The following is a 22,407-nucleotide window of genomic DNA, read 5'->3' on the forward strand; positions in this document are numbered from 1 at the left end:
CCGCGTTCATCGGCTGTCCGGGATCCGCGCCGGAGCATTGACAACCTATTCAAGCATCAAGAGTTCTGCATGGCGCCATTCAGCGCCCGCACCACGCACTCTGCACGACACCGGCCCGGCCGGGCAAGAGACACCGCCGCCCTTCCCCGCGGGAGCCCGCACCGGCCCGGGGCGCCGGGGCGGGCGGACAACCCCCCGGGAGAACAGGGGGGTTGTCCCCAGTGCGGGTCCCGGCGGGTCTTTCTAGGGTGAGCGGCATGAGCACACCGGACCCGCGGCACGCGGATCTCACGAAGGACCTGGACGCCACTGTGCGGGCACGCAGAGAGCTGGGCGAGGAGTACGACTCCGCACTGGTCGACTCCTTCCTGGAGAAGGTCGAGCAGCGGATCGACGACACCGTGGACCGCCGGGTGCGGCGGCTCCTGGCCGAGCAGCGGATGACGCACGTGCGCGGCGGGCGCGGGCAGGACGCGGCCGGCTCCTGGTTCGAGCGGTACGGCTTCGCCCTGGTCTCGCTGATCGTGGCGATCCCGCTGTCCGCGATCGGCGGCGCGTTCGGGGACATGGCCGGGATCGTCGCCACGTGGATCGGCGTGATCGGCGTCAACGCGGCGCAGGCCGTGCGGCTGCACCCGGAGATCGTCACCGGGCGCCGGGAGCGGGCGCCGGAGGCTCAGCGCTGAGAGACCTGGTGCTGACAGGCACGGCGCCGGGAGACCCAGCGCTGACAGGCACGGCGCTGACAGGCCCGGCGCCGGGAGGCCTTCGCGGGGACCGCCGCACCCCCGTTTCCGGGGGGCGGGACGACGGCGGTCCCCGCGAGGGACGCGGGCCGGGTCAGGACCGGGCTTGCGCGTCCTGGCGTCCAGGGAGTCCGGGAGCCGCTCCGGAGATCCATGGCGCCGTTCGGTGCCGGCGGCGCGGGGGGCTTCCCCGTGCGTGACGCCCGGGGTCCGTGTCCCCCGCCTCCTGCCGACACCTCCACTGTGCCGCCCGCGTGTTAAGCGGGTGCTGCGCACACGTGACACGCTCGTACCGCTTCCGTCCCGGACCGGCCCGACGGGGTCACCGGCTGTTCGCCCTGACCGGTCGGACGGGTCACCGTGTGTTCGCCCGCACCGGACGGAAGCGGCCCGCCGCGGGTCCGCCCCGCGCGGGCCGCTCACCGGGTGCCGGTTCCTACTGCTTGCCGGTCTTGGCGAGGAACGCCAGCAGGTCCTGACGGCTGACGACGCCCTTCGGCTTGCCCTCGACCAGGACGATCGCCGCGTCCGCCGTGCCCAGCACGGACATCAGGTCCTCGACGGCCTCGCCGGAGCCGACCTGCGGCAGCGGGGCGCCCATGTGCTTCTCCAGCGGGTCGTCCAGCGAGGCCGACTTGTGGAACAGGGCGTCGAGCAGTTCGCGCTCGACGACGGAGCCGATGACCTCGGCGGCCATCACGTCCGGGTGACCGGCGCCCGGCTTCACGACCGGCATCTGTGAGACGCCGTACTCGCGCAGCACCTCGATGGCCTGGCCGACGGTCTCGTCCGGGTGCATGTGGACGAGGGACGGGATGGAGCCGTCCTCCTTGTCGGCGAGCACGTCGGCGACGCGGGCGCTCGGGCCCTCGTCCTCCAGGAAGCCGTAGTCGCGCATCCACTCGTCGTTGAAGATCTTCGTGAGGTAGCCGCGGCCGCTGTCCGGCAGCAGGACGACCACGACGTCGTCCGGGCCGAGGCGCTCGGCGGCGCGCAGCGCGGCGACGACGGCCATGCCGCAGGAACCGCCGACGAGCAGGCCCTCCTCCTTGGCGAGGCGGCGGGTCATCTGGAAGGCGTCCTTGTCGGACACGGCGATGATCTCGTCGACCAGCGTGCCGTCGTAGGCGGTGGGCCAGAAGTCCTCACCGACGCCCTCGACCAGGTACGGGCGGCCGGAGCCGCCGGAGTAGACGGAGCCCTCCGGGTCGGCGCCGATGACCTTGACCTCGCCCTTGCTGGCTTCCTTCAGGTAGCGGCCGGTGCCGGAGATGGTGCCGCCGGTGCCGACGCCCGCCACGAAGTGGGTGAGCTCGCCCTCGGTCTGCTCCCACAGCTCGGGGCCGGTGGAGTAGTAGTGCGAGAGCGGGTTGTTGGGGTTGGAGTACTGGTCCGGCTTCCAGGCGCCCGGGGTCTCGCGGACGAGGCGGTCGGAGACGTTGTAGTACGAGTCCGGGTGCTCCGGGTCCACGGCGGTCGGGCAGACCACGACCTCGGCGCCGTACGCGCGCAGCACGTTGATCTTGTCCGTGCTCACCTTGTCAGGGCAGACGAAGATGCACTTGTAGCCCTTCTGCTGCGCCACGATCGCGAGACCCACGCCGGTGTTGCCGCTGGTCGGCTCGACGATGGTGCCACCCGGCTTGAGCGCGCCGCTCTCCTCGGCGGCCTCGATCATCCGCAGGGCGATGCGGTCCTTCACGGAGCCGCCCGGGTTGAAGTACTCCACCTTGGCGAGAACCGTGGCCTGGATGCCCTGGGTCACGTGGTTCAGCTTCACCAGCGGGGTGTTGCCGACGAGGCTGATCATCGAGTCGTGGAATTGCACCGTTGTCTCCGGTTGCTTGCAAAAACAGTTCCTAGTGGTCCAGCCAGCGTAAGGCCCCCGGGTGACGTCCGAGGGGCGATCACCGCCCGTTGCGATTGGCGGGCGGCGGGTACGGGGCAAGGAGTGGTTGTACGGCTACGAGGAGGTGGCGGCTACGCATGACCAGCATGTCGAGGGCGAGGGTGGCCCGGCGCATCGCGGCCGGGGCGGCGTACGGCGGCGGCGGGGCCGGGCTGATCGGCGCGGCCGCGGTCGGGCTGCTGGTCGCGGAGATGCAGATGGCGCGCCGGGCCGTGAACAACGGCCACAGCGGCGGCCGGGTGCCCGTGGCGGACGGCGTGTACGGCGACTCCTACGGCGTTCCCGGTGAGCAGCCGCTGCGGCTGACCGTGCTCGGGGACTCCACGGCGGCGGGACAGGGGGTGCACCGGGCCGGCCAGACCCCGGGAGCGCTGCTGGCGTCCGGACTGGCGGCGGTGGCGGAGCGCCCGGTCGCGCTGCGGAACGTCGCGGCGCCGGGGGCGCAGTCGGACGACCTGGACCGGCAGGTGGCCCTGGTGCTGTCCGCGCCGTTCCCCGTCCCGGACGTGTGCGTGATCATGATCGGCGCGAACGACGTCACCCACCGGATGCCGGCGACCCGCTCGGTGCGCCATCTGTCGTCGGCGGTACGGCGGCTGCGGACGGCCGGCGCGGAGGTGGTGGTCGGCACCTGCCCCGACCTCGGCACCATCGAGCCGGTGCAGCAGCCGCTGCGGTGGCTGGCCCGGCGGGCCTCGCGGCAGCTGGCGGCGGCGCAGACGATCGGGGCGGTGGAGCAGGGCGGCCGCACGGTGTCGCTGGGCGATCTGCTGGGTCCCGAGTTCGAGGCGAACCCGCGGGAGCTGTTCGGGCCGGACAACTACCACCCCTCGGCGGAGGGGTACGCCACCGCGGCGATGGCGGTGCTGCCGACGGTGTGCGCGGTGCTGGGGCTGTGGCCGGCGGAGGAGGACCGGCCGGACGTGTCCCGCCGCGAGGGGTTCCTGCCGGTGGCGCGGGCCGCGGCCGAGGCGGCGTCGGAGGCGGGCACGGAGGTCACCGCGGCGATGCCGACGGGGCCGCGGGGGCCGTGGGCCCTCCTGAAGCGGAGGCGGCGGCGGCGCGTGCCCGAAGCGGAGCCGGCGGCCCCGTCACTGTGACCTCCGGTTCCGCACCGGGGGCGATTCGGCGCCGTCTGCCACCGTGACCCGCCGGGGGTCCGCGTACCCGGGGCAAATCGGCGCCCTCTGCCACCGTGGCCCCCGGTTTCCCCGCGTACCGGGGCGCAGCCCCCGACCCCGCCTCGGTGGCCCCCGGGTTGTCCGCGTACCCGGGGCGGACCGGCGCCCTCTGCCACCGTGGCCCGCCCGGGGGCTCTGCCCCCGGACCCCCATTTCCCACCCACCCACCCGTCTCGGTAGGCGGAAAAGCGCGACCAACCCCCACCGTCCCAGCCACCCCCGTCCCGGTCGCCCCCGACTCAAGCGGCACTCTCTCGGCCGGGGCCGCCCCGGGCGGTGCGTTCTTGGGCAAGTGAGTCGGGTGGGTGGGTGGGCAGAGAGCCAGGGGGTCCAGGGGGCGGAGCCCCCTGGGGGACGGCGCGGTTACCCACCCGCATGACACCCGCCGAACCGCCGGAGGCCAAAGCAAGCGCTTAGACAATTGCGGCCAGGGTCACATCCCCACACCGGTGACCCGCGCCATACGTACGGGTAACTTCCGAAGCGGACCCGCCCGAACTTCCTTACGCCACTGGAGCCGTGATGCCCGAAGCCGTCATCGTCTCGACCGCCCGCTCCCCGATCGGCCGCGCCTTCAAGGGCTCCCTCAAGGACCTGCGCCCGGACGACCTCACCGCCACGATCATCCAGGCGGCGCTCGCCAAGGTCCCCGAGCTGGACCCGCGGGACATCGACGACCTGATGCTCGGCTGCGGCCTGCCCGGTGGCGAGCAGGGCAACAACCTCGGCCGGATCGTGGCCGTACAGATGGGCATGGACCACCTGCCGGGCTGCACCGTCACCCGGTACTGCTCCTCCTCGCTGCAGACCTCCCGCATGGCCCTGCACGCCATCAAGGCCGGTGAGGGCGACGTCTTCATCTCCGCCGGTGTGGAGATGGTCTCCCGGTTCGCCAAGGGCAACTCCGACAGCCTCCCGGACACCCGCAACCCGTTCTTCGCCGAGGCCGAGGCCCGCACCGCCGAGGTCGCCCAGCAGGAGGGCACCACCTGGCACGACCCGCGCGAGGACGGCCTCGTCCCGGACGCGTACATCGCCATGGGCCAGACCGCGGAGAACCTCGCCCGCCTCAAGGGCATCAGCCGCCGGGAGCTGGACGAGTTCGGCGTCCGCTCGCAGAACCTCGCCGAAGAGGCCATCAAGAACGGCTTCTGGGAGCGCGAGATCACCCCGGTGACCCTCCCCGACGGCACGGTCGTCAGCAAGGACGACGGCCCGCGCGCCGGCGTCACCCTGGAGGGCGTCGAGGGCCTGAAGCCGGTCTTCCGCCCCGACGGCCTGGTCACCGCGGGCAACTGCTGCCCGCTCAACGACGGCGCCGCCGCCCTCGTGATCATGAGCGACACCAAGGCCCGCGAGCTGGGCCTGACCCCGCTCGCCCGCATCGTGTCCACCGGTGTCTCCGGCCTCTCCCCCGAGATCATGGGCCTCGGCCCGGTCGAGGCCAGCAAGCAGGCCCTGAAGCGGGCCGGCCTGGGCGTGGGCGACATCGACCTGGTCGAGATCAACGAGGCCTTCGCGGCCCAGGTGATCCCCTCCTACCAGGACCTCGGCATCGACCTCGACAGGCTGAACGTCAACGGCGGCGCCATCGCCGTCGGCCACCCCTTCGGCATGACCGGCGCCCGCATCACCGGCACCCTCATCAACTCGCTCCAGTTCCACGACAAGCAGTTCGGCCTGGAGACGATGTGCGTCGGCGGCGGCCAGGGCATGGCGATGGTCATCGAGCGCCTGAGCTGATCCCGTCCCACCCTCGGTGACCGGCGGAGCACAGAACGTCGGCCCTGGGCCCGGAACCCGTAAAACTCCTGGGTTCCGGGCCCTTTTGTGATCCAATCTCCCTGATGATGTGACCTATCTCCCTCGCGGGAGGCATCCGTGCAGGTCAGTACCGTGACCCGAAGCCCTCAGCCTCACATTCCTGCCCGTTTCGTGACGTTACGCACTGACAGCCGGTCAGTCCGCCCTTCAAGCTGAGGTAGGAAGTCGGGGGTCGACTTTGAACCTGGGAGTACGTCAGTGAGCGCCTTGCCTCTCGCCCTGCTGCTCACCACGGCCGCCACGGGCGCCGTGGGCGTCGCGGTGCTGCGCACCTGCCTGAAGCTGCGCCGCCAGATCGCCGAGCTGCACACACAGCTCGCCGAGAGCCAGGCGGCCGCTGTCCGCGCGCTGCTCCCGGCCGCCCGCACCACCGCCGACGCGGCGGAGATACGCGCGGCCGTGGCCGAGGCGCTCGCGGAGGAGCGGGAGCGCGAGCTGGCCGAGGCCCGCGCGTTCTGGGCGGCCCAGGAGCCCCGGGACCACTCCGACGCCCCCTCGCTGCTCGGTCTGACCGACACCGATCCGTTCCTGCCCCGGCAGGCCGACTTCGCGGGCCTGGACTCGCTGGAGCCGGTGGCCGAGCCGGCCACGGAGTCGGACGAGACGGCCGGCGACTCCCCCGAGCTGGCCGCGGCCCGCCGCCGCCACCCCTCGCACCCGGACTTCGTCCCGGTGCAGCAGCCGTCCGCGAACGACCACGAGCGCACGGTCGACATCCTGGACCAGCTGGCCACCGGCCACGTCCGGCTCGCCGACGTCCGCCCCGGCCCGCTCGGCACCCTCGACGTCTACGTCTTCACCGACGGCACCACCCTGTGCATGACCCCGGGCCACCGGGAGACGGCCGAGCGCCTGGCGCGGGCCGTCCGCGACGGCGAGGCCCCGTATCTGCTCGGCGGCTCCGGCCTGTCGGGCTCCTACTCGCTGACCTTCGCCTGCGGCGAGGAGACGGTGTACATCCTGGCCGACCGGGTCATCGCGTCCCTGTGAGACCCGCGCCGCGCGCGGTACGGGGCGGCCCGACGAACGGCGTACGGCGTCAGACCCCCGCCCGCTTGCGCGCCTCCTCCACCAGCCCGACCGCTTCGGCGACCTGGTCCTCACTCACCAGAACCACCGCCAGATCGTTCCCGGCGACGGTGATCTGGTCGGCCACCGCGAACATCCCCGCGTCCGGCATCTCGCGGGCCTCGGCGCCCGGTTCCTCGACGGACTGCGCCCACCGCGCCAACTCCCTGGCCAGGGAGAGCGCCTCGGCGGCGGCGCTGCGTTGCAGCCGGCTCTGCGGGGCCGCGCGCAGCCGGTCGGCGAAATGTTCCACTGCTCGGGTCAGGGGTGTCGTATCAACCACGCGCCGAGCGTAACGCCCCGCACTGTTGCCAAGCGGCGAAGGCTCAGGCACGGTGACGTGAAGGACCGGCCTACATCCCCTTTGCGTTCGGAGGCGCCGATGTCCCATGTCTTCTCCGAAGAGACCCACCGCAACCTGCTCGCCCGCATCCCGCACTGCACCGGTCGTGAAGTCGCCGACTGGCTGCGCACCGTCGAGGAAGGCCCCTCCCTCTTCCGTTTCGAGGAGAAGGTCAGCTGGCTCCGGCACGAGTACGACCTCGCGTACGGCCACGCCAAGGCGATCGTCCACGAGTACGACCTGAGGCGCGCCGCGCGGAAGCTGCGCTAGCCGTACCCGGCAACCGCGTCCCCCGGGACGCGTGAAGGGCCCCCGGGGAGGTGTCCCCGGGGGCCCTTCAGGTGCCGGACGGCGTGGGTCAGTCGTTGTTGCTGAAGATCGCCACGAGTCGCAGCATCTCCGTGTAGATCCAGACCAGGGCCACCGTGAGCCCGAACGCGGCGAACCAGGACTCCTCGCGCGGGGCGCCGTAGGCGATGCCGTCCTCGATCTGCTTGAAGTCGAGGGTCAGGAAGAACGCGCCGAGCACGATGGCGATGACACCGACGATCGCGCCGAGCGGCCCGAAGCTGCGCAGTCCGCCGTCCTCGGCGACACCGAAGACGACCAGCAGCAGGTTGACCGCCATGGCCAGCACGAAGGCGAGGGCGATGGCCATGCCGATGCGGGCGTAGCGCGCCGTGACACGGATCCAGCCGGCCTTGTAGACCACCAGGGTCGCGGCGGAGACCGCCATGGTGCCGAGCACCGCCTGGAAGGGGGCGCCGGACCAGCGGGCGTTGTACATCTCGCTGACGACGCCGAGGAGGATGCCCTCGAAGGCCGCGTAACCGAGGATCAGGGCGGGTGACGGGGTGCGCTTGAAGCTCTGCACCAGGCCCAGCACCGCCGCGATGAGCCCGGAGCCGATCGCCAGGCCGTAGCTGGTCGCCGAGACCGGCAGCAGCACCCAGGCGAGGACGGCACCGACGACGACCGTGCCGAGCGTCAGCGAGGTGCGGACGATGACGTCGTCCATCGTCATGCGGCCGGTGGCGGCCGGGGCCTGCGCGGAGGCGCCGTACTGCGGGTCCTGCTGGGCGTAGGGGTTCTGCGCGTAGGGGTTGCCCTGCGCGTACCCGGCCTGCGGCGCGGTGCCGAAGCCGGCGTAGCCGTTGTCGCGGCCGAAGCCCCGTCGCGAGAGGACCGGGTTGCTGCTCCTCATTTCACTCCTCCATGGCTGCCGTGCGCAGCCTTGGGCTCAAGGGTAATGGGTTGGCAAAGGGAGATCGTGATACTTGAGGAGGATCTTTCCCCTGCCGTGCGCGGCGGAACGCCGCGCTGAGCCCTTCTTCCCGTCCCCGGACGTCCTCATGCGCGCACGTCGCCGCAGGCCGCGGGCGGACGGGCGGCTCCCGTCCGCGCCCGGACATGCGCCGGCCGCCGGATCCGCGGGAGGCGCTCGCGGATCCGGCGGCCGGCCGGGGAGGGACGGTCAGCGCGGGGTCAGTGGCCCGGCCAGCCGTCCAGGTGGCGGTGGAGGGTGACGTCCGGCTTGGCCTTGCCCTTGGGCGCGTGGGCCACGGCGTCGTCCAGGACCTTGGTGACCTCGCCGGCCAGGGCGTCGACGCGGGTCTTCAGCTCGGCGGCGGGCAGCGTGGAGCGGCTGAGCGCGTCCAGCCTGCGGTGGATGTCGTTCAGCTTGTTCTTGTGCGCGGCGTCGAAGGACAGCGGCGTCGGGGTGGAGACGACGAACTGGTAGGCGCCGGCGAGCGTCTGGCAGCCGTTGCACTCCTTGTTCGCGGCGTCGCTGAGGTTGAGCGCGTTCAGGTGCGTGCGCTCGCCGGAGAACGTGACGATCTGGAAGGACAGCGCGACCGACCGGCAGTGGTCGTCCGCCGAGCAGCCCGCGGAGACCGCGTTGGCCTGGTTGCGGACGGCGGCGGCGTTCACGGTGCCGAACTGACGGATGGTGAAGGAGTCGCGGGCCTGGGTGTGGTGGGCCCGGTCGGCGTGGCTGAAGACGTGGTCCGAGGCGAACGCGGCGTGCCCGGAGCCGGTGGCGGCCTGCGCCGGCACGGCCGTCGCCACTCCGGCGGCGCCCGCGGCGAGGAGCACGGTGCGCAGGGCGCGCCCGGTGAAGGGAAGGCCGCTGCTGGAGCGTGCCTTTCGGTGACTGCTCATGGGATCTCCTGAGAGACGGATGACTGTGGTTGTGGTGGAGCGCGCGGCCGCTCCGGGGGCGGTCGGGGCGGCAGCGGGGCCGGGACGCGGTGGGCGGCCCGGCGGGGGTCGAGGGCGGCGCCGGTTCCGGGGCGCCGGGCCCGGGCGGCCGCGGGTCCCGGGACCGGATCCGCGGGGCCGGCCGGACGCCGGGCCGGTGGAGCTTCCCCGGACGCCGGGCCGGTGGAGCGTCACGGCCGGTGGCCCTGCCGGGCTCCGCGGGGCTCTCGGGGCGTCGCGCCGGGAGGCCTCCCGTCCGCCGGACCCCGGGCCCCGGATCTGGGGTCGGGGGCCCGGGGAGCCTTCCGGAACGGTCCCGGACGCCCGGCCGGGACCATCGCGTCAGGCGCCCCCGGAGCCCCCGGGCCGGACGTCACCCGGCCCGCGTTCCGGCGGCGGTCCCGGAGGTCAGGACGAGGCCGCTGCCGGAGGTTCGGAGGACGGCGTCTCCGTGGGCGTCTCCGTGGGAGGCGGCGGAGTGACGCTCTCCGTGGGAGTCGACGGTGTGCTCGGCGGCGCCGGCTCCGACGTGGCCGGTCCGGGGTCCGTGCCCGGGCCGCCGGCCGGAGGAGCCGACGTACTGGCGCTCCTGGTCGGCTTGCCCGGCTCGGTCGTACCGGCCGAGGACTCCGGGGCGGAGGCGGACGCGCTGCCCGAGGCCTCGGCCGAGGCGCTGCCGGAGGCGCCGGGTACCGGCGATCCCGGCACCGCCGACGGAGACACGGACGCTCCCGCGGTGCCGCCGGGGGCGCCGCCGGGTTCCCCGCCGGGCGTCGAGGCGTCCAGCGCCGGAGGTGCCGTGGTGGGCACTCCGGGCTGGAGGATCGGCGCGATCGGCGGCTTCTTCGGCAGCGGTTTCGGCGTCACCCCGGACACCCAGGCGTAGCTGAGGCCGGTCAGACCGACGAGGGCGAGCGCGCAGACCGCGACGCGCAGCTGGGGCCGGCCGGAGGTGGAGCGTTTCGCGGCCCGGAAGAGCCGGCCGCCGACCTTCACCGAGAGATAGACGACTCCCGCCATCGGGCAGAGCAGCATCACGGTGCCGATCACCCCGACCAGCCCGGGGACGATCTCCCCGTGGACGAACGCCGAGCCGGTGCCGGTGACCTGCTCGGTCAGCGAGCGGACCATCGTGGTGAGGATCCGCGGGAGGTTCCACAGCGCGTAGCCCAGCTCGCCGATGATCAGCGGCACCATGGTCAGCACCCAGGTGGCGACGATGACCCGCGCCGACTTCTTCAGCCCGGCGACCTCGGTGCGGGCCGCCTGCCCCTTGGCGCCGGGCACCAGGGAGAGCACGATCGGCTTGATCTTGCCGTACAGGTCCGGGACACCGGCGAGGTCGCCCAGGATGTAGTAGCCGTCCAGCCGGACGGCCGGCATCAGCTGTTCGAGGATCTCGAAGTGGCCGAGGTAGACCGCCGCGAGGAAGAACGGCTGCCCGGTGGCGAAGTAGGCCCCCGCCATGGCCAGCATGAAGACGACGTTGAAGTAGATCCCGCCGAGGTCGGTGCGGATGCGGCCGGCGCGGTTGATCCGGTAGACGTCGGTGACGTCGGTGTACATCGACGGCCAGATGAGGAACAGGCCGCAGCCGATGCACCCGGGCCGGGCACCGCCGTATCTGCAGGCGGAGGCGTGGCCGAACTCGTGGAAGACGAGCGAGGCCACGGTGAGGACGAAGACGATCAGGATCAGTACCGGCTGGTCCAGCACCTCCAGGACCGGTTCGATCGCCCCGAAGAAGCCGAACAGCCAGACGTCCATCACGACGGCCGTCAGCAGCACGGCCGCGACCACGGGCGGCCGGTGCAGCCAGGCCAGCGCCCGGGCGATCGTCGCCGTACGCCGCTCGTCGAAGATGACCCGGTGGCCCTTGAGGGCGAGGAGGAGGTCGGAGCGCGGGGCGTCGACCTCGTCGTCCTCCTGGCCCTCGGGCACGGTCACCCCGAGCGGTTCGAGCTTGTTCTCGACCAGGTAGCGGATGTTCTCCCCGCTGACCTCGCGTCCGAAGCGCGCGCTCACCCGGTGGGCGATCGTGTCGATGTCGCGGACGCCGTCGACCGACGACGCCACGAGGTACAGCAGCCGTGACAGCTGCACGACCTGCCCGTCCCCCCGACGGGCGATGTACTTGGGCTCGGTGAACCCCGACCCCTGGTACTCGCCGTGCAGCCGCAGTCCCGCGCTGAGCCGCGGGACCGGCTGGGCCGGCACCCCGGCGACCGGCAGCTTGCCGGTCGCCGCCTGCTCGTACGTCACCGGCCAGCCACCGGGCCCGGGCAGCGGGCCGGTGCCGTACAGCGCGGTGGTGCCGTCTCCCAGCACCGTCATGTGCTCTCCCCCCATGTCCTCACCGCGTCGCCCCGGCAGGGACGCGGGGACGGACCGCCGCGCACTCGGGTGCGGCCCGTCCCCGCGGCCGGAGCAGCGGCGAGGCCGTTACTGCTTGACGGTGATCGACTGCGTGGCCTGCGACTGGGCGTCGGACCACAGCGAGTGGTCGTTGACCGCGGCCGACTGGTTGTCAGCGGCGATGTTGGCCACGTGCTTGGTGACGTTGACGGTCTTGCCGAAGCTGAACTTCAGCTTGCCGAGGGCCTCACGGCCCGGGAGCAGCTCCGCCGACTCGCCGTCCAGCTCGCGCATGTCCATGCTCATGATGAAAGTCCTTTTCCCTGGATGTTCAGTGAGGTGAGGTGGTGCGCGGGTGTTACTGGCTGACGTTGATCGTCTGGGCGGCGCCCGAGTCGGCCACGGAGAACGCGGAGTGGTCGTTGAGCGCGCCGGACTCGTTGTGCGCGGAGATGTTCGCGACGTGCTTGGTGACGTTGACCGTCTTGCCGAAGCTGAACTTCAGCTTGCCGAGGGCCTCGCGGCCCGGCAGCAGCTCCGCGGACTCGGCGTCGAGCTCGTGGGCGTTCATCATGATCGATTCCCCCTCGGGAATAGGCATTTCCGGTCGAACGGAGTCAGGTTCCCCCCGGACTCTGTCCAACTTGGTCGGACGTGCTGTCCAACGAGATTGGACACTAGGCCCTCGCGGCGCCCCGCCGCAACCCTTTCCGGGAATCACTCTTTCGGCCGTGCGGCTACTCGCCCGTAGAATCCCCTCCGACAAGGGAGCGAGCGGCGAGCAGCACGAGCAGGAAGTGACCCACGGTGTCCAACGCACTGCAGCAGTTGATCCGCGAGCGCCTCGACCGCAAGGGCTGGTCGTACGGGGATGTGGCACGACGCGGCGGCGTACCCCGCTCCACCGTCCATCACCTGGCGACCTCGGAACGGGTCGTCCGGATGCCCCAGGCGACCACGCTGGAGGGGCTGGCCAAGGGGCTCGAACTGCCGCTGGACACCATCCGGCGCGCCGCGGCCGAGGCCTGCGGGATCCACGTGTACGGCACCCCGTCCGCCGAGGGGGCCGAGGAGACGGTCCCGCTCTCCGGCGACCCCGAGGTGGATCTGCTCATCGCGAGCGTGCAGCAGTTGTCGTCGGACGACCGCCGGCATGTCGCGGCCCTGGTGGAGTCGCTGCTGGGCCGCTCCGCGAAGGACACTCCGGAGAGCTGACCGGCGGCGACGGCGGGCGGAACGATCCTTCGGGAGGGGTCGTGCCCGGACGCGACCGGTTTTCGCCAACTCGGAACAAGAACGTAAATACGTCCGAAAGAGCGAAGCTCTCCGGCTAATGTCTCGTCCTGCCCGAGGAGCGACGACCGAAAGACCCCGGGCTCCTTGGGGGGAACGTGCTGTTCGTGCATGGCGGGCCTGCCACCGCGGTGGTCCGGGGCCCCGCCGGTGAATCGGTTGTCCTGCTCTCCGGCGACCTGCCCGACGTGCTCACCGACGCGGCGGTCGCCGAACTCCTGGATCTGGCCACGACGATCCTGGACGCGGACGAACTGGCCCTGTTCCACGCCTGCCTGCGCAAGCTACGCCGCAACGGCATGCGCGCGGGCCGCCGCGTGCAGGTCAACGGCGCCGTGTTGACGGTGTACGAGGACTGAGGGCGGACCGGGCGCGGCCCCCCTGGGCACCCCGGACGGGCCGCCTCCCGCCTCAGCGCGCGGCGGGGTCCGCGGGTGTGCCGTGTCCGGCCAGTACGTCCTTGGCGCGTGCCACGGTCTTCGCCGTCTCGGCCCGGGCCTCGGCGAGGTCGGCGCGGTGCGCGTGGATGGCGGCGTCCTGCAGGGCGGCCTCGGCAGCGGTCCATTTCTGGACCAGATGCGTGCTGTCCTTGCACTGGATGTCGGTGACGGCCACGGCCCGCTCCGCGTCGGTCACCTGTGCGCCCACCAGCCGGCGGTCGTCGAAGGGGGCGAGCGGGGAGGCGTAGGAGTATCCCTTGGCGCGCATGCAGGCGGACCAGTCGGCGAACACCGCGCGGACCGCGGGCCGGGACATGGAGCGCTGGAACGTGTCGCGCTTGAGCCATTGCGGCAGGTTCACGGCATCGGTGTCGATGCCCTGGTCGAGGAGCGCGTTCGCCTTTCCGGCGCAGCCGTCGTCGAACTGGCCCTTCTTCCCGGTGGGCTTGCCCGTTCCGGTGAGGGCGATCCGGTAGGCGTGGGATTCGCCCCGGCCGGAAAGGGCGGCGGCGTCCGGGACGAACGGCGGATGGTATCCGTGCGTCCGCGCGTCACGCGGATCGAGAAGTCCGTAGCGTCGGCTGTTGCCCGTCTGGACACTTCCGGGTGCCGGGGAGTGCCCTGCGGCGTAGTCGTACCCGGCGCCCTTCATGCAGGTGCGGGTGAGCGATATCAGGGCGCTGGAAATGGTGCCGAAGTCCGACGCCGACACCTGGTAGGAATCCAGGGGGAGTTTCACCTCGGGCAGGTGGACTCCGGTGGCGCGCGGGACGGTCACGCTCGCGCTCGGGGCCGCCGGCCTCGGCGTTCCCTGGTCCGCGCACGAGGTCAGCGCGCCGAGGGACAGCGCCGCCAGGACGGCTGCGGCGGTCTTCGCGAGGGGTGACGACGGCACCGGTGGCACTCTTTCTTCGGGCGGGCGTTTCACGTGCCGCGTACCGGTGGAGAGCGAACGCCGGCCACCGGTACGCGCGTTGCGGGGTCCGGAATCAGCAGCCCGGACCGGAGCAGCCGCCCGAGTACCAGAGGGAGCTGGAGGCGTTGTTGTTCTTCAGCCAGGCCGGCAGGTTCGCGCGCTTGCCGCCCAGGATGGTGTACGAGTCGCCCGCGTAGCCGGAGTTGAAGTACGTCGTACAGCTGAACAGCGGGCCGTCGTTGCAGTACACGGACGCCGCGTTGTTGCCGACGACCTGGCCCTGACCGGCACCGGACGAGATGAAGTGGTCGTCGTGGTGCGAGTACTCGTCGCCCTCGTAGTCGATCATCGAGCCGGCGTAGTCCGAGTTGTAGTAGTAGCAGACCTCGATGATCTCGCAGGAGCCGTTCTTCGGCGAGGACGCCGAGGCGGGGGTGGCGAACGCCAGCGCGGCCGCCGTCATGGCGGCACCGGCCACCGCGGCCTTGGACCACATCTTCATCTTCATTCCGGCCTACCTTCGTCGATATCCCGATTCACACAACTGGCCTTGCTCAGAAGCGAGTTGAGGCTAGCAGTCGAAGATCGACATCTCGATGGAATTTTTTCCGAGTGGCCTGGATCACAGCTTCCGGGGTCCTACCGGGCGGATTCGCCCGGTCCGCGGCGCTCCTGTGCCGTGCTCATCCCACGCACTGGCCCTTGTCGGCCTCGGCGCGCTGGATGTCGGCCGGGGCCTTCGGCGGGGCGGTCATGGACACGCCTGCGCCCTTGAAGTCCGCGCCGAGGGTCAGCGTCATGTTGTCCTCGGGGGCCGCGTCGGTGGTGCCGGGCTGGAGGGCCGAGGCGGGCAGGCCCATCATGGCGGCCAGGGCACGGGCCTGGTCGGCCTGGTTCGGGCCGTAGACCAGGGTGGTCTTCTTGGCCGTGGCCGGCGCGTTGCCGCCGTTGACCGCGTGGGTGACGCCCTTGTTGTCGAGCAGCCAGCCGGCGGTGACCCGGGCCGCGCCGGACGTGCCGCTGCCGTTGAGCACCTCGACGCGCACGTCGCCCGGGGCGGCCTTGGCGCCCTTGAGCTTGGCGTCGGTGGCCTGCTTCTTCTGCTTGGCCACCTCGGTGAGCGAGACGTCGTTGCGCAGCATCTCGAAGAGCGGCTGCGCCTTCGGCTCGTCCACGACGACCGTCGCGTGCTTGGTCCCCTCGGCCGGGTTGTCCACGACCGGGAGCGTGGTGAAGGTGATGTGCTTGGTGTCGACCTTGATCAGGTCCTGCGCCAGGTCCGACAGCTTCTTCACGCTGCCGATACGGGAGTCGACGGTGAGCGCCTTGGTGGCGGCGTTGGCGAGCTTGAAGAGCTTGCTCGGGTCGGTGACCGTGTTCTGGGACTTCATCTCGCGGATCATCGAGCCGAGGAACTGCTGCTGGAGCTTGATCCGGTCCAGGTCGCTGCCGTTGCGCAGCGAGTGCCGGGTGCGGACGAACTTCAGCGCGTCCTCGCCCTGGACGCGGTGCGGCCCCGCGCTCAGGTGGAGGTGCGAGCCCGTGCCGTCGGACTCCGTGTCGTCGATGGCGTGGGTGAGGCAGATCGGCACACCGTTGACCGCCGAGGAGAGCGTCTTCACGGCCTCGAAGTTGACCATCATGAAATGGTCGGGCGAGATCCCGGTCAGCTCCTTGACCGTGCGCATGGTGCAGCCGGGGTCACGGCCCGCCTGCCCCAGGCTGACGTTGAACTTGGGGCCGAACGTGCCCTTGGGGCCGCCCGGGATGACCTTGATGGAGCCGTCCTTCTGCTTCGTGGGGCAGTCGGGGATGGCGGTGACCAGGTCGCGCGGGATGCTCATCGCCGTCGCGTTCGTCCGGTCCTTCGACACATGGAACAGGATCGTGGTGTCGGCGTGCCCGACGCTGCCGGCGTCGCCGTACTTGGTGCCGAGGCCGGCCCGGCTGTCGGTGCCGATCACCAGGATGTTCAGCGAGCCGTCGGAGGCGGCGTCGCCGTTGCCCGCGTCACCGACGTCGATGGTGGTGATGTTGTTGTTGAAGTGCTGATAGAGCAGATAGCCGCCGACGCTCGCCGCGACCAGCACCAGGCAGACCGTGCCCGAGGTCCAGATCAGGGCCTTCCTGCTCTTGGACTTCTTCGGTTTGGTCTGCCGCCGGGCGGCCCGCCCGCCGGACGCGGCCCTGCCGCCGTCACCCTCGGGGGACCTGCGCTGCCGGGGCGGCCGCTGCTGCTCCTGCTGCTCCTGCCTGCGGCGCTCACCGCGGCCGCGCTGGACGGGCACGCTCTGCGCCGGCGGGTCGTCCGAGTCCTGGCGCAGCTGGTAGGTGCCCGTCTCCGGGTCGAGAACCCACTGGTCCGCCGGGTCTATGTTCCTACGGCCTTGCGTGTCCACGGTTACTCGGGTCCTCCGTCGGTACCACGTGGCGCCCGCCCCTGAGCGCTCGATCGTCGGTCTTCCGTCACCTGCTGCGGACCGGCCGACCCTGGTCCGAGTCCGGCCGGAGCGCTCACCCTAACCGCCCGCCCTCACGTCCAGTCATGATCGTGACAAATTTCATCCGCGAACAACTGGACAAACCAATCAATCCCCCCGGGCCGTAGGCGGTCCCTGCTCCCGGCGTCGGGTCACAGGTTCTTACGGCACGCCGGCACGGTGGGTTCACGCGGTGGGTTCACGCGGCCGATTCACGTGGTGGGTTCACACGTCGGCTTCGCCCGGCGGATTCACGCGGCAGGGGCGGGGAGACAGCGGCGGCGCCAACCAGCGTTCCAGCCGGCCGACGCCGCGCAGGGGTATGTGCCCGGAGCCGGACTTGAACCGGCACGCCCGCGAAGGGGCAGCGAGGTTTAAGCTCGCCGTGTCTGCATTCCACCATCCGGGCAGGCCATGGGCTCCTTGAAGCGGGGCCGAGCCTATCGGGACCCCTCTCCCGGACAGCGGAGAGACCGACCCGATGTTGTCTTATTTTATTGATGTCTGAGGGTGCATCAGACCACGGTACGAGCCATCCGCACTTGCCAACAGCGTGACGTGGCTATGCGACGCACGTACACGGAATGACGGAATTTCACCTACTGAACAAGGGCGGTCCACCGGTTCTGACCGGCGGCGCTGTCCGGGTCGGCCGTCCTCCCCAGGTATGACACGGCACCGCCGCATGCGACCGCAGTCGCCCCCCGGAACGGGAACAGCGACTGACATCGCGGCCCCGGGCGGCAGGGACGATGGAAGGGTCCCCGCACCGGCACGCCCCGACAGGAGCACCCTCCCGTGACCATCACACCCACCGCAGGCCGGACCACGGCCGTGGCCGCCCGCGCCACCGAGCTGTCGAAGATCTACGGGCAGGGCGAGACCCGGGTGGTCGCTCTGGACCAGGTCTCCGTCGACTTCCGGCAGGCGGAGTTCACCGCGATCATGGGGCCGTCCGGTTCCGGCAAGTCCACGCTGATGCACTGCGTGGCAGGCCTGGACACCTTCTCCTCGGGGTCCGTGCGGATCGGCGAGACCGAGCTGGGCTCCCTGAAGGACAAGCAGCTCACCAAGCTGCGCCGCGACAAGATCGGCTTCATCTTCCAGGCGTTCAACCTGCTGCCGACGCTGACCGCGCTGGAGAACATCACCCTCCCCATGGACATCGCGGGCCGCAAGCCCGACACGGCGTGGCTGGACCGGGTCATCGAGATGGTCGGGCTGTCCGGGCGTCTGTCCCACCGGCCCTCGCAGCTCTCCGGCGGCCAGCAGCAGCGCGTCGCGGTGGCCCGCGCCCTCGCCTCCAAGCCCGAGATCATCTTCGGTGACGAGCCGACCGGAAACCTCGACTCCCGCTCCGGCGCCGAGGTGCTGGGCTTCCTGCGCAACTCCGTGCGCGAGATGGGCCAGACCGTGGTCATGGTGACCCACGACCCGGTGGCGGCGGCGTACGCGGACCGCGTGGTCTTCCTCGCGGACGGGCGGATCGTGGACGAGATACTCGACCCCACGGCCGACTCCGTGCTCGACCTCATGCGGAATCTTCCTGGGGGGAACCCCCAGGCCCCCGAGTCCGACGCGAAGGGCCGTACCCGCTGATGTTCCGCACCGCCCTGCGCAACGTCCTCGCGCACAAGGCCCGGCTCCTGATGACCGTGCTCGCCGTCATGCTCGGCGTGGCCTTCGTGTCCGGGACCCTGGTCTTCACCAACACCATCTCCGAGGCCTACCAGAAGAGCTCCGCCAAGGGCTTCGGCCAGGTCGACGTGGCCGTCCGGCCCCAGTCCGGGCACTCCGGACACCCCGGGCGCGAGCGGTCCGGCCCGGGGCCCGAGCTGACCCAGGCCATGCTCGACAAGGCCGCGAAGGTCCCGGGCGCCGCCTCCGCGACCGGGGTCGTCAGCGGCTTCACCGCCGTCGCCGGCAAGGACGGCAAGCTGCTCGGCAGCGGCTGGCAGTCCGCCGGCGGCAACTACTGGGGGGCGAAGGACGCCCGCTACCCGCTGACCGGCGGCCACGCGCCGCACGGCCCCGGCGAGGTGCTGATCGACTCGAAGACGGCCGAACGCGGCGGCTTCCACGTCGGCGACACCCTGCGCCTGTCCGTGAACGGCCCGGTCCTCACCCCGCGCGTCAGCGGCATCTTCACCACCGACGACGGCAACGTGGCCGCGGGCGGCAGCCTCGCGCTGTTCGACACCCCGACCGCGCAGTCGCTGTTCGGGAAGAAGGGGACGTTCGACGAGATCGACGTCAAGGCCGCCCCCGGGACCGGCCAGAGCGCCCTGAAGGCCGCGCTGGACAAGGTGCTGCCCGCCGGCCAGGTGGAGACCACCACCGCCCGCAAGCTCGCCGACGACCAGGCCAAGGACATCGCCGAGGGCATGAGCGGTCTGAAGCAGGTGCTGCTGGTGTTCGCCGGCATCGCCCTGTTCGTCGGCACGTTCATCATCGCCAACACCTTCACCATGCTGGTCGCCCAGCGCACCAAGGAACTCGCCCTGCTCCGGGCCGTCGGCGCCTCGCGCCGGCAGGTCACCCGCTCGGTGCTGATCGAGGCGTTCGTGGTGGGCGCGGTCGCCGGTGTCACGGGCCTGGCCGCCGGTGTCGGCATCGGCGCGGGGCTGCGCTCCCTGCTGGGGTCCTTCGGCGCGAGCGTGCCCGACGGGCCGCTGGTGGTCACGCCCGGCACCGCGGCGGCCGCCCTCGCGGTCGGCGTCGTCATCACCGTGCTCGCCGCCTGGCTGCCGGGCCGCAGGGCCGCGAAGATCCCGCCGGTCGCCGCGATGAGCAGCGTGCACGCGGCGGCCACCACCAAGTCGCTGGTGCTGCGCAACACGCTCGGCGCGCTGTTCTCGGCGGCCGGTGTCGCGGTGGTCCTCGCGGCCACGACGATGAGCACCGACTCCGCGCAGGCCCCGATGGGCCTCGGCGCGGTCCTGCTGATCATCGGCGTGTTCATCCTGACCCCGCTGCTGTCGCGTCCGCTGATCGCGGCCTCCGCGCCCGTGCTGCGCGTCTTCGGTGTCTCGGGCCGGCTGGCCCGCCAGAACTCGGTGCGCAACCCGCGCCGTACGGCGGCCACCGCGTCCGCGCTGATGATCGGCCTGACCCTGATCACCGGCATGACCGTGATGGCGGGCAGCCTGCAGACGGCGATCGACAAGATGGCGAGCTCGGCGCTGCGCGCGGACTACGTCGTCACGATGGCCAACCGCACCCCGCTCTCCCCCGAGGTGGCGAAGAAGATCGCCGCCACCGAGGGCGTCACCGCCAGCAGCCCGCTGCGCAACGGCGCCTCCCGCATCGACGGCGGCACCGAGTACCTGACCGGTGTGGACGGCGCGCACATCGGCGAACTGACGGACCTGAAGGTGACCGACGGCTCGTTCGCGGTCGGCGGCGACCGGATCGTCGTCGACAAGGACCGCGCCGAGCGGCACCACTGGAAGGCCGGCTCCGTCCTCACCGCGCGCTTCGAGGACGGCGCCTCGCGCAGGCTCACGGTCGCCGGGGTCTACGACGGCAACCAGATGATCAACGGGATCATCCTCGACGAGAAGGTCCTCACCCCGCATCTGCGCGGTCCGGCCGACATGCAGGTCATGGTCAAGATGTCGGGCGGCGCCTCCGGCGCGGCCAAGGACCGGCTGGTCAAGGCCCTCGGCTCGAACCCGGCCATGGAGGTCCAGGACAAGCAGGACATCTCCAACGGCATCGCGCAGGTGTTCACGCTCATCCTGAACATGGTCTACGGCCTGCTCGGCATGGCGGTCATCGTCTCGGTGCTCGGTGTCATCAACACCCTGGCCATGTCGGTGTTCGAGCGCTCGCAGGAGATCGGCATGCTCCGTGCCATCGGCCTGGACCGCCGGGCGGTGAAGCGGATGGTCCGCCTGGAGTCCCTGGTGATCTCCCTGTTCGGCGGCGTGCTCGGCATCGGCCTGGGCGTGTTCTTCGGCTGGGCGGCCGGTGAGCTGCTGGGCACGAAGATGCCGACGTACGAACTGGTGCTGCCCTGGGGCCGGATCGCGCTCTTCCTGGCGCTGGCGGGGGTCGTCGGCATCCTGGCCGCCCTGTGGCCGGCCCGGCGCGCGTCCCGCCTGAACATGCTGGCGTCGATCAAGGCCGAGTAGCCGTACGGCGGCCGCGGAGACCCCCGGGCCCCGTTCCGCGCGCGTGCGCGGGACGGGGCCCGGGCGCATGTCAGGGGTTCCAGGTGCGGGTGCGCAGCGGCAGGCCCGAGGCACCCCCCTCCGGGGTGCGGACGGCCAGGACCTGGTTGACGCCGATGCGGTTGCGCTCGAAGGCGAGCGCGGAGGCGGCCATGTACAGCCGCCAGACGCGGGTGCGGCCGGGACCGGCGAGACCTGCCGCGCGGTCCGGTCCGGCCTCCAGGTTGGTGACCCACGCGCGCAGGGTGCGGGCGTAGTGCTCCCGGATCGACTCCACGTCCCGCACCTCGAACCCGGCCCGCTCCAGCTGGGTCACGGTGGTGCCGACCGGGGCCAGCTCCCCGTCGGGGAAGACGTACGCGTCGATGAACCGGTCGACGTGGTAGTCCTCCTCCTCTCCCTGCGGGCGGCGGGCGATCTGGTGGTTGAGCAGCCGGCCGCCCGGTTCGAGCAGGGCGTACAGGTCGCGCGCGTACTCCAGATAGCGTTCGGCGCCGACGTGCTCGGCCATGCCGATGGAGGAGATCGCGTCGTAGGGCCCGTCGGCGACGTCCCGGTAGTCCTGGACCCGGATCTCCACCCGGTCGGTCAGCCCCTCGTCCGCGACGCGCTTGCGGGCGTACGCGGCCTGTTCCTGCGAGAGCGTGACCCCGACGACGCTCGCGCCGTGCTCGCGGGCCGCGTGGACGGCCATGGAGCCCCAGCCGCAGCCGACGTCCAGCAGTCGCTGACCGGGCTTCAGGCCGAGCTTGGCGCAGACGAGTTCCAGCTTGTCGCGCTGGGCCTCCTCCAGCGTTCCGCCGTCCTGCCAGTAGGCGCACGAGTACACCATGGACGGGCCGAGGACGATCTCGTAGAAGTCGTTGCCGACGTCGTAGTGGTGGCTGATGGCCCGCCTGTCGCTGCGCCGCGTGTGCAGATGACGGCTGCGGCGCACCTCCTCGGGCGGCGGGGCGGGCGGCAGGGGCGGCCCGGCGAGCCTGAGCAGGTCGCGGACGCCGCTGCGCACGTCCGGGTCGCGCAGCGCCTGTGCGAGGCTGCGGTCACCCTCCCCGCGCTCCCAGATGAACCCGGCCACGGCCCCGAGGGCGGTGTACAGATCCCCCTCGACGTCCAGGTCACCGGCCACCCAGGCACGGGCCAGGCCGAGCTCGCCGGGTTTGAACAGCATGCGGCGCAGAGCGCGCCGGTTGCGCACGACGATCACGGGCGCGCCCGCCGGGCCGGCCCGGGAGCCGTCCCAGGCGCGGATCCCCACGGGGAGCGGCGCTCCCGTCAACTGCTCGGCAACACTCACCAGCCGCGACGCGGCGTCGGACATGGCGCACACCTCCAAGACGGCGATCTGGGATGTCCGTTCACCACGTAAACACCTGCGGGGCCGTACCGCACTCCCCCGTTGGCGTTACAACCGGGTGAAAACCACCCCGTGCCGTCCCACAGGTCCCCCGCAACGCCGAAGGACCTCCCACACC

The 22,407-nt window shown here is 71.6% G+C and carries 20 protein-coding genes and 1 tRNA gene; 9 read left to right on the forward strand and 12 right to left on the reverse strand.

What is annotated here, in order from left to right:
• The first annotated feature begins 257 nt into the window (after window positions 1-257).
• Complete coding sequence (locus ACIPRD_RS21995) at window positions 258-686, forward strand: hypothetical protein (RefSeq protein ID WP_356406136.1); 429 nt, start codon at window positions 258-260, stop codon at window positions 684-686.
• Between the two features lie 496 nt (window positions 687-1,182).
• Here the strand turns inward: ACIPRD_RS21995 and ACIPRD_RS22000 are convergent, their stop codons facing one another.
• Entirely contained in the window at window positions 1,183-2,574 is a 1,392-nt protein-coding gene (locus ACIPRD_RS22000; protein ID WP_401565266.1) for a cystathionine beta-synthase, read from the reverse strand.
• A gap of 158 nt (window positions 2,575-2,732) precedes the next feature.
• On the opposite strand from ACIPRD_RS22000, the gene ACIPRD_RS22005 reads away from it, so the two are divergent.
• The 3 genes from ACIPRD_RS22005 (at window position 2,733) to ACIPRD_RS22015 (ending at window position 6,650) form a co-directional block, all read left to right on the forward strand.
• A complete protein-coding gene (locus tag ACIPRD_RS22005) occupies window positions 2,733-3,755 on the forward strand; it encodes an SGNH/GDSL hydrolase family protein (RefSeq protein ID WP_356406140.1) in 1,023 nt (340 codons plus the stop codon).
• Window positions 3,756-4,358: 603 nt separating this feature from the next.
• Window positions 4,359-5,579 (forward strand): acetyl-CoA C-acetyltransferase, encoded by a 1,221-nt coding sequence (locus ACIPRD_RS22010; RefSeq protein WP_356406142.1) that lies wholly within the window; start codon window positions 4,359-4,361, stop codon window positions 5,577-5,579.
• Window positions 5,580-5,867: 288 nt separating this feature from the next.
• Window positions 5,868-6,650 carry a hypothetical protein gene (locus ACIPRD_RS22015; protein WP_356406478.1) on the forward strand — a complete coding sequence of 261 codons (783 nt, stop codon included), beginning with the start codon at window positions 5,868-5,870 and terminating at the stop codon, window positions 6,648-6,650.
• Window positions 6,651-6,699: 49 nt separating this feature from the next.
• On the opposite strand, the gene ACIPRD_RS22020 is transcribed toward ACIPRD_RS22015, so the two are convergent.
• Window positions 6,700-7,011, reverse strand: coding sequence for a hypothetical protein (locus ACIPRD_RS22020; RefSeq protein ID WP_356406144.1), 312 nt, complete (start codon window positions 7,009-7,011; stop codon window positions 6,700-6,702).
• A gap of 99 nt (window positions 7,012-7,110) precedes the next feature.
• Between ACIPRD_RS22020 and ACIPRD_RS22025 the strand changes: the two genes are divergently transcribed.
• Window positions 7,111-7,341 (forward strand): DUF4287 domain-containing protein, encoded by a 231-nt coding sequence (locus ACIPRD_RS22025; protein WP_356406146.1) that lies wholly within the window; start codon window positions 7,111-7,113, stop codon window positions 7,339-7,341.
• Window positions 7,342-7,429: 88 nt separating this feature from the next.
• Here ACIPRD_RS22025 and ACIPRD_RS22030 read toward each other — a convergent pair whose 3' ends face one another.
• The 5 genes from ACIPRD_RS22030 to ACIPRD_RS22050 form a co-directional block, all read right to left on the reverse strand.
• Window positions 7,430-8,275, reverse strand: a complete 846-nt coding sequence (locus ACIPRD_RS22030; RefSeq protein ID WP_356406148.1) for a Bax inhibitor-1/YccA family protein — start codon at window positions 8,273-8,275, stop codon at window positions 7,430-7,432.
• 281 nt (window positions 8,276-8,556) lie between these two features.
• Window positions 8,557-9,234 carry a hypothetical protein gene (locus ACIPRD_RS22035; protein WP_356406150.1) on the reverse strand — a complete coding sequence of 226 codons (678 nt, stop codon included), beginning with the start codon at window positions 9,232-9,234 and terminating at the stop codon, window positions 8,557-8,559.
• A 447-nt stretch (window positions 9,235-9,681) separates the two neighbouring features.
• Window positions 9,682-11,607 carry a hypothetical protein gene (locus ACIPRD_RS22040; protein WP_356406152.1) on the reverse strand — a complete coding sequence of 642 codons (1,926 nt, stop codon included), beginning with the start codon at window positions 11,605-11,607 and terminating at the stop codon, window positions 9,682-9,684.
• 108 nt (window positions 11,608-11,715) lie between these two features.
• Entirely contained in the window at window positions 11,716-11,934 is a 219-nt protein-coding gene (locus ACIPRD_RS22045) for a hypothetical protein (protein WP_356406154.1), read from the reverse strand.
• 52 nt (window positions 11,935-11,986) lie between these two features.
• Entirely contained in the window at window positions 11,987-12,202 is a 216-nt protein-coding gene (locus ACIPRD_RS22050) for a hypothetical protein (RefSeq protein WP_356406156.1), read from the reverse strand.
• A gap of 233 nt (window positions 12,203-12,435) precedes the next feature.
• Here ACIPRD_RS22050 and ACIPRD_RS22055 point away from each other — a divergent pair, with 233 nt between their 5' ends.
• Entirely contained in the window at window positions 12,436-12,843 is a 408-nt protein-coding gene (locus ACIPRD_RS22055) for a helix-turn-helix transcriptional regulator (RefSeq protein WP_356406158.1), read from the forward strand.
• Window positions 12,844-13,028: 185 nt separating this feature from the next.
• On the forward strand, window positions 13,029-13,280 hold the full coding sequence (locus ACIPRD_RS22060; RefSeq protein ID WP_401565272.1) for a hypothetical protein: 252 nt from the start codon (window positions 13,029-13,031) through the stop codon (window positions 13,278-13,280).
• 52 nt (window positions 13,281-13,332) lie between these two features.
• On the opposite strand, the gene ACIPRD_RS22065 is transcribed toward ACIPRD_RS22060, so the two are convergent.
• The 4 genes from ACIPRD_RS22065 to ACIPRD_RS22080 form a co-directional block, all read right to left on the reverse strand.
• Complete coding sequence (locus tag ACIPRD_RS22065) at window positions 13,333-14,256, reverse strand: hypothetical protein (RefSeq protein ID WP_401565275.1); 924 nt, start codon at window positions 14,254-14,256, stop codon at window positions 13,333-13,335.
• A gap of 94 nt (window positions 14,257-14,350) precedes the next feature.
• Window positions 14,351-14,785: a peptidase inhibitor family I36 protein gene (locus tag ACIPRD_RS22070; RefSeq protein WP_401565278.1), complete on the reverse strand. Its 435-nt coding sequence runs from the start codon at window positions 14,783-14,785 to the stop codon at window positions 14,351-14,353.
• A gap of 175 nt (window positions 14,786-14,960) precedes the next feature.
• On the reverse strand, window positions 14,961-16,676 hold the full coding sequence (locus ACIPRD_RS22075; protein ID WP_401565281.1) for an LCP family protein: 1,716 nt from the start codon (window positions 16,674-16,676) through the stop codon (window positions 14,961-14,963).
• Between the two features lie 406 nt (window positions 16,677-17,082).
• Window positions 17,083-17,166 (reverse strand) — tRNA-Leu (locus ACIPRD_RS22080).
• A 389-nt stretch (window positions 17,167-17,555) separates the two neighbouring features.
• Here ACIPRD_RS22080 and ACIPRD_RS22085 point away from each other — a divergent pair.
• Together ACIPRD_RS22085 and ACIPRD_RS22090 are read left to right on the forward strand one after the other, a co-directional pair.
• A complete protein-coding gene (locus tag ACIPRD_RS22085) occupies window positions 17,556-18,356 on the forward strand; it encodes an ABC transporter ATP-binding protein (RefSeq protein ID WP_356406175.1) in 801 nt (266 codons plus the stop codon).
• Entirely contained in the window at window positions 18,356-20,893 is a 2,538-nt protein-coding gene (locus ACIPRD_RS22090) for an ABC transporter permease (RefSeq protein WP_401565284.1), read from the forward strand. The genes ACIPRD_RS22085 and ACIPRD_RS22090 overlap by 1 nt, the downstream gene beginning before the upstream one ends.
• Before the next feature lie 70 nt (window positions 20,894-20,963).
• On the opposite strand, the gene ACIPRD_RS22095 is transcribed toward ACIPRD_RS22090, so the two are convergent.
• Window positions 20,964-22,253 carry a class I SAM-dependent methyltransferase gene (locus ACIPRD_RS22095; protein WP_401565286.1) on the reverse strand — a complete coding sequence of 430 codons (1,290 nt, stop codon included), beginning with the start codon at window positions 22,251-22,253 and terminating at the stop codon, window positions 20,964-20,966.
• Window positions 22,254-22,407 lie beyond the last annotated feature (154 nt).

The organism is Streptomyces sp. NPDC090108 (assembly GCF_044747185.1).
In the GTDB taxonomy this organism is placed as follows: Bacteria; Actinomycetota; Actinomycetes; order Streptomycetales; family Streptomycetaceae; genus Streptomyces.